Source organism: Brevundimonas sp. (assembly GCF_032107865.1).
Lineage (GTDB): Bacteria > Pseudomonadota > Alphaproteobacteria > Caulobacterales > Caulobacteraceae > Brevundimonas.
The window spans coordinates 1-7,040 of the sequence record NZ_DAMCNG010000146.1 but is presented as its reverse complement, the minus strand read 5'-3'; the positions used below and the strand labels follow the sequence as shown (position 1 = coordinate 7,040).

Genomic DNA, 7,040 nt, shown 5'->3' with positions numbered 1-7,040 from the left:
GGCGACATCGACGCGCGGCGCGCCCTGAGGCCCGCTCTGGCCTCCGCTTTGCGCCATGGCCGGCCCGGCCAGGGCCAGCGCCGAAGCGGCGACGACAAGCAGTCTCTTCATGGATAAACCCCCAGTTTGTCTACGCGGCTCCCCCTCGAGAGCCAGGCGCGCGAACGACGCCGCCCAGCTTGGAATGAGGCGACAAGCGAGGGCGAATGTAAACCGTAGGTTCGGCCTTTATCGCGGAAGGGTTGGCCGGATACGGAGGGATTTGACGAAGAATGTGCGGCAAGGCGCCGCGCGTTCGTCAGCTCGCCAGGGCGGCCTTCTTTTCTTCCAGCTCCAGCCAGTCCAACTCGGCGGCCTCCAGCTCGGCGCGAGCCTTTTCGGCGGCCTTCATGGCGCGGTCGAAGGCGGCCGGGTCGCGCGAATAGAGGTCGGGATCGGCCAGGATGGCGTCCTGTCGGGCGATCTCGACCGGCAGGGTCTCCATCAGCTTCTCGACCTCCTCCAGACGGCGGGCGTCCTTGTAGGAGAGCTTGACCTGTTTCTTGGGGGCGCGGTCGGAAGGCTCGGCCTTCTCGACCCGACGCGCCCCTGAGAGCGCGCTGTCGGCGTGGGTCGGGGGCGGGGCGAGGAAGCCGGGGTTCTGGCGCAGGAAGTCCTGCCAGCCGCCGGGCGTTTCGACCACGTCGCCGCGACCGTTCAGGGCGATGGTCGAGGTGGCCAGGCGGTCGACGAAATCGCGGTCGTGCGACACCAGGATCAGGGTGCCGTCGTAGGATTCGAGCAGTTCCTCCAGCTTCTCCAGCGTGTCCATGTCGAGGTCGTTGGTCGGCTCGTCGAGGATCAGCAGATTGGCGGGCTGGGCTAACGCCCGCGCCAGCAGCAGGCGGTTGCGCTCGCCGCCCGACAGGGTGGAGATGGGCTGCTTCAGCTGGGCTTCCTGGAACAGGAAGTCCTTGGCGTAGGCGGCGACATGCATGGAGCGGCCGCGCACCAGGATGGAGTCGCCGCCGCCCGGCGTCAGGGCGTCCCACAGGGTCATGTCCGACTTCAGCCCCTCGCGCGATTGGTCGAGGTAGAGGGGTTCGAGGTTGGCGCCCATGCGGACCGTGCCTTCGTCCGGCGCCAGTTCGCCCAGCAGCACCTTGACCAGGGTGGTCTTGCCCGCGCCGTTGGGACCGACGATGGCCAGCCGGTCGCCGCGGATGATGCGGGTGGTCAGGTTGCGGAAGATGGCGCGGTCGCCGAACGACTTGCTGACGCCCTTGATGTCGGCGACCAGCTTGCCCGAGACGGCGCCGGAATCGACGCCCAGGTTCAGTTCGCGCGGGATGTCCTTGACCCGTTCGGCCCGGTCCAGACGCATCTGCTGCAGGGCGCGGGCGCGGCCTTCGTTGCGGGTGCGCTGGGCGGTGATGGAGCGATAGAAGGTGTAGGTCTCGGCCTCGATGCGCTTGGTCAGGCGACGCAGGGACTCGGCCTCTTCCTCCATGACCTTGTCGGCCCAGTCGTCGAACTCGACGAAGCCCTTGTTCAGGGTGCGCACCCTTCGGCCTTCCAGCCAGTGGACGGTGTCGGTGACGCGGTTCAGGAAGGCGCGGTCGTGGCTGACCACCAGCAGGGTGAAACGGGCCTGGATCAGCTCGTTCTCCAGCAGTTCGATGGCCAGGATGTCGAGGTGGTTGGTCGGCTCGTCCAGCAGCAGCAGGTCGGGCTCTTCGGCGAAGGCCTTGGCGAGGGCGGCGCGGCGGATCTCGCCGCCCGACAGGCCTTGGGTGGACTTGTTCGGGTTGAGGCCGAAGGTCTCCAGCCAGCTTTCGGCGGTCCAGCGCTCCGCCTCGCCCGAAGCGGCGTAGTCGGCGAGCGTCTCGCCGGTGATGACCGGCTCCTGCGGGACATAGGCGAAGCGGGTGCCGGCCTGGAACGAGCGGTCGCCCGAGTCCGGCTCGATCAGCCCCATGACAACCTTCATCAGGGTGGACTTGCCCGCCCCGTTGCGGCCGACCAGGGCGGCGCGGCTGCGCGGCTCCATCGCCATGTCGACACCGTCGAACAGCGGGCGTTGACCGTCCTGGAGACGGACATCTTTGAGAGCGACGAGGGGGGGTCTGGCGGCCATGGGGGCGCATATAGCGACTGACCGCCGCTTCGGCCATCGGCGTTGACGCTTCCCCGACGGCGGGCTGTAGTCGCGAGCGATGACGATGGAGGGTCGAATGGATTTGAGCGCCTCGGCAAGAGACGGTCGCGCCGCGAAGAAGAGGCCGGGCCGGGGCTGGTACGCCTTGGCGGCGCTGCCCATGATCTGCGGGTTCGCGGCGATGGGCGCGGTGCTGTTTACGCAACTGCCGAAGCTGGACGACGGGCTGGAGCAGATCGTCGTGCCGGGCGCGCGCGAACTGCGGCTGGAGCCGGGCCGGCACACGGTCTTTCTAGAATATCGCAGCGTCGTCGACGGCCGGGTCTATGCGGTCGATCAAGTGCCCGGTCTGGCTGTTCATGTCGAGGCGGTGGACGGCGCGCCGGTGGCGGTGAGCGCACCCATGGGAAGCTCGACCTATTCAATGGGCGGGCGTCAGGGCGAGGCGATCAATGTGTTTAGTGTCGAGCGGGCCGGAACCTACAGGATCTCGGCTGACTATGACGGGCAGGTCGGGCCGCAGACGGTGATCGCCGTGGGACAGGGCTTCATGGGGCAGTTGTTCGCCATGGTCTTCCTGGGGCTGGGCGCTGTCTTCCTGGGCATGATCCTGACGGTGGCGACCGTGGTCGGGGTCTATCTGGCGCGGCGGAGAGCGAGACAGGCCTGAGCGAGTCTCGACTTGACGCATACCGTCCAGTTGGTATGTAAAGCGTCATGGACACGCAAACCATCCGCCGCACGCCCGAAGACACCCGTCGCCAGATCATAGAAATGGCCATCGAGATCGCCGCCGACCAGGGGGCGATGGCGGTGACGCTGGATGCGGTGGTGGCGCGCCTGCCGTTCAGCAAGGGTGCCTTGCTGCATCACTTTCCCAACAAGCAGGCCCTGCTGGAGGGCGTGATCGACTACCTGGCGGATGAGATGACGGCGACCGTGCTGACTGAAGCCGCGCGTGATCCCAACCCCTATGGCCGCAACGCGCGGGCCTATCTGAGGACGGTCGTCAACGAACCGGCTACGGAACGGGACGTCAGCATCGGCCGCGCCGCTTTGGCCGCCTGCGCCATCGAGCCGAGCCTGATCCCGCGTTGGCGCGCGGCGATCCGCAGCCTGGCGGTGGATGACCCGGAAGACGCCATGGGACGGGACGACGCCCTGATGCTGCGCCTGATCGCCGACGGCCTGTGGATGACCGATCTGTTCGGCACGCATGAGGTGTCGCGGGATCAGCGCAAGGCCCTGCTGTCGCTGCTGACGCCGGGCAGCCTGTTGACGGACGCCTATGGGGAGGCGGGCGTTTGAGCCCTACGACCTGGCTGGCTCTGCTGGGCGCGATCGGCTTCGAGGTGATGGGGACGACCCTGTTGCAGCAGTCGCAGCAGTTCACCAAACCCTGGCCGACGGCGGGGCTGGCGTTGTGCTACGGCATCGCCTTCTACCTGCTGACCCTGGCGCTGAAGCAGATGCCGGTGGGCCTGGCCTACGCCATCTGGAGCGGGTTGGGGGTGGTGCTGATCTCGGTGATCGGCCTGTTCCTGTTCAAGCAGAAGCTGGACACGCCCGCGATCATCGGTCTGGCGCTGATCATCGGCGGGGTGGTGGTGATCAACGTCTTCTCCAAGAGCGTCAGCCACTGAAACCGCGACAGACGGGGTTTTGGGGCGTATAGGCGCGCCCATGAATTCCACGTCGCCCAAGCCTTTCTGGGAAACCAAGACCTTGGCGGAGATGTCTCCGACCGAGTGGGAGAGCCTGTGCGACGGCTGCGGCCTGTGTTGCGTCATCCGCTTCGAGGACGAGGACTCGGGCCAGATCATTCCGACGCACGTCCATTGCAAGCTGTTCGACCCGGACCGCTGCACCTGCACCGACTACGCCCAGCGCCAGGCCGAGGTGCCGGACTGCGTGCAGCTGACGCCGGACAACATCGAGCGGCTGAAGTGGATGCCGTTGTCGTGCGCCTATCGCCGGCTGCATGAGGGGCGGACGCTGGCCTGGTGGCACCCGTTGGTGTCGGGCGATCCGGAAACGGTGCACACGGCCGGGGTGTCTGTGCGGCGTCAGACGATCTCGGAACTGGCGTTGAAGGAGCCGGAGGACGCGCTGGACTTCGAAGCGCCGGAATGGATGGGCGAACGGGGCGTCGCTAACGATTAATTCGTTGGAGGCGGGCCAGGGTGGGGGCGAAATGGCTATAGTCGCAACACAATCGAAGACGACGGCGGGCGGGCGTGACGCCTTCGATCGGCTGACGGCGATCGCCTGCGCGGCGTTCCGCGCGCCCCACGCCATGATCACCGTGCTGGATGAGGACCGCGCCGTCTTCCTGTCTGGCGTGGGCCTAGACGAGACCAGCATTCCGCGCATGAGCAGCGTCAGCCACGCCCTGGCGGGCATGGGCGTCGACGCCGTGGTGGTGGTCGAGGACGCGCTGGAGCATCCGGTCTATCGCGATCATCCGATGGTGGTCGGCGAGCCGCGCGTGCGCTTCTTCCTGGGGGCCACGGTGCGCGGGGTCGACGGCCGCGCGGCGGGCGCCATCGGAGTGATGGACGTCAAGCCGCGTCCGGCGCCGACCGAGACGGAACTGCGGCTGATCCGCGAGCTGGCCGGGCTGGCGGGCGAACTGATGGAGCACGCCGAGGCCATGCGTCAGGAGGCGGCGCGTCTGGAGACGCTGCGGCTGGCCGAGGACATGGTCGGGGTTGGGCGCTGGCGCTATGAGGTCGTGACGGGGACCGTCACCTGGTCGGACGAGATCTATCGCATCCACGCGATCGCGCCGGGCGCCTTTTCGCCCACGCTGGAGGATGTGTTCAACCACTATCACGAAGACGACCGCGCGGAGATCCAGCGCCTGGTCGAGCGGGCGCTGAAGACGGGCGAGGGCTATACCTTCAAGCTGAGGCTGGTCGGGACCGATGGCGTCGAGCGCGTCGTCGCAGCCGAGGGCGCGACCGAGAAGGATTCCACCGGCCGTGTGATCGCCATGTTCGGCGTCATGCAGGACGTCACCGAGCGCGAGCGCCTGCTGCGGGTCGCCCAGACCAATGAGCGACGCTATCGCCTGCTGGCCGAGAACACCGGCGACGTCATCACCCGGGTCAAGATGGACGGGTCGAGCAAATACATCTCGCCGGCCATCCAGCAGCTGTTGGGCTGGACCTTTGAAGAGATGACGGGGCAGTCGACCGACTATGTTCACCCCGAGGACCGTCACCTGGTGCTGGGCGCTATCGGCAAGGCGGTGAAGAGCGGCGAGCCGACCCGCCTGGAGCACCGGGCGGTGCACAAGAACGGCGAGACCGTCTGGGTCGAATGCACCTTCAAGGCGTTGAGGGATGAACACGGCCATGTCGACGACGTGGTGGTGGTGATCCGCGACATGACCCAGCGCAAGGCGCTGGAAGCCGAGGTGCTTGAGGCCAAGGAGACCGCCGAGGCGGCGGTTCAGGCCAAGAGCGAATTTCTGGCCAACATGAGCCACGAACTGCGGACGCCGTTGACCAGCGTAATCGGCTTCTCCGGCCTGCTGCAGGGGTCGGAGCACCTGCCGCCGGAAGAGCGCATCTATGTCGAGCGCATCGCTACGGCGTCCGAGGCGCTGCTGGGCGTCATCAACGACATCCTGGACTATTCCAAGCTGGAAGCCGACGCGATCGAGATGGACCCCGAGCCGTTCGATACGCGGGCCCTGGTGGACGGCGCCGCCGCCATCATCGAGAGCCAGTGCTCGGCCAAGAACCTGATCCTGCGTGTGGTGGTGGCCGCCGATACGCCGGCGCGCCTGACCGGCGACAAGGGGCGGTTGCGCCAGGTGATCCTCAACTTCCTGTCCAATGCGGTGAAGTTCACGGCGCGGGGCGAGGTGACGCTGACGTTGGACGGGCGGTTTGACGAGAACGGTCTGTGGCGGATGCGCGCGGCGGTCAGCGACACCGGCATCGGCATTCCGTCTGAGAAGATCGACGAACTGTTCCACCGCTTCACCCAGGCCGACGCCTCGACGACGCGGGTCTATGGCGGGACGGGGCTGGGTCTGGCGATTTCGCGCCGTCTGGTCGAGCTGATGGACGGGCGCATCGGGGTGGACAGCACGCCGGGGCAGGGTTCGACCTTCTGGTTCGAGGCGCCGCTGGCCGTGGCCGAGGCTGAAGATGATGCGGTCGAGACGCGCCAGGGACAGGCGGCGGACCCTGCGATCCGCGGCCGGGTGCTGATGGCCGACGACGCGGCCGCCAACCGCGAACTGGTCAGCGCCATCCTGCGGAATCTGGGGCTGGAGATCGACGCCGTGGCCGACGGGGCCGAGGCGGTCCACGCCGTGCATTCGGGCGCCTATGACCTGGTGCTGATGGACGTGCACATGCCGGTCATGGATGGACTGAAGGCCACGCGCGAGATCCGCCGGATGCAGGCGGGCACGGGGCGCCGGACGCCGATCCTGGCCCTGACGGCCAACGTCCAGGCGGAGCAGGTGGCGCGCTGCCTGGAGGCGGGGATGGACGGCCATCTGGCCAAGCCGATCCAGATCGCCGAACTGGCCGCCGCCCTGACGCGGTGGCTGACGGGCGACGGGCCGACCGCGATGGCGGTCTAGGCGAAGAGCCGGAACATGGCGTCTCTCCCTCCCCGTCCCGGGGAGGGTGATCGCGCAGCGACCGGGTGGGGAGGGCGCGGTGATCCTGGCCTCGGCGTGTGAGCAGCCTTGCCGCCCCCACCCGGCTTCGCCTCTCAGGCTCAGCCACCCTCCCCGTGAAGGGGAGGGAGAGGTGTCGGCGCGCGGGTATCGCGGTGTGGGCGGGCAAACCCTGTAAATTCCTGGCTTTGGGAGGTTCAGGAGGCTGTTCGCCAGCCTGAGGACGCTGGTCCGCTATGGTTCGGTCATGGCGGGAAA

The 7,040-nt window shown here is 67.5% G+C and carries 6 protein-coding genes; 5 read left to right on the top strand and 1 reads right to left on the bottom strand.

All coding sequences use genetic code 11. The annotated features are described in order from the left end of the window. Nucleotides 1-298: 298 nt before the first annotated feature. Nucleotides 299-2,116, bottom strand: a complete 1,818-nt coding sequence (locus tag RT567_RS11795; protein ID WP_313576535.1) for an ABC-F family ATP-binding cassette domain-containing protein — start codon at nt 2,114-2,116, stop codon at nt 299-301. Between the two features lie 97 nt (nt 2,117-2,213). On the opposite strand from RT567_RS11795, the gene RT567_RS11790 reads away from it, so the two are divergent. The 5 genes from RT567_RS11790 to RT567_RS11770 are packed head-to-tail and all read left to right on the top strand — an operon-like array spanning nt 2,214 to nt 6,743. Beyond that, the gene (locus tag RT567_RS11790) at nt 2,214-2,807 is read left to right on the top strand and encodes a hypothetical protein (protein WP_313576534.1); all 594 of its coding nucleotides are present in this window, start codon (nt 2,214-2,216) and stop codon (nt 2,805-2,807) included. Between the two features lie 47 nt (nt 2,808-2,854). Continuing rightward, nucleotides 2,855-3,445 (top strand): TetR/AcrR family transcriptional regulator, encoded by a 591-nt coding sequence (locus RT567_RS11785; RefSeq protein WP_313576533.1) that lies wholly within the window; start codon nt 2,855-2,857, stop codon nt 3,443-3,445. Beyond that, a complete protein-coding gene (locus RT567_RS11780; protein ID WP_313576532.1) occupies nt 3,442-3,780 on the top strand; it encodes a multidrug efflux SMR transporter in 339 nt (112 codons plus the stop codon). The genes RT567_RS11785 and RT567_RS11780 overlap by 4 nt, the downstream gene beginning before the upstream one ends. A 40-nt stretch (nt 3,781-3,820) precedes the next feature. Further along, nucleotides 3,821-4,300: a YcgN family cysteine cluster protein gene (locus RT567_RS11775; RefSeq protein ID WP_313576531.1), complete on the top strand. Its 480-nt coding sequence runs from the start codon at nt 3,821-3,823 to the stop codon at nt 4,298-4,300. A 31-nt stretch (nt 4,301-4,331) separates the two neighbouring features. Next, the gene (locus RT567_RS11770) at nt 4,332-6,743 is read left to right on the top strand and encodes a PAS domain-containing protein (RefSeq protein ID WP_313576530.1); all 2,412 of its coding nucleotides are present in this window, start codon (nt 4,332-4,334) and stop codon (nt 6,741-6,743) included. Nucleotides 6,744-7,040 lie beyond the last annotated feature (297 nt).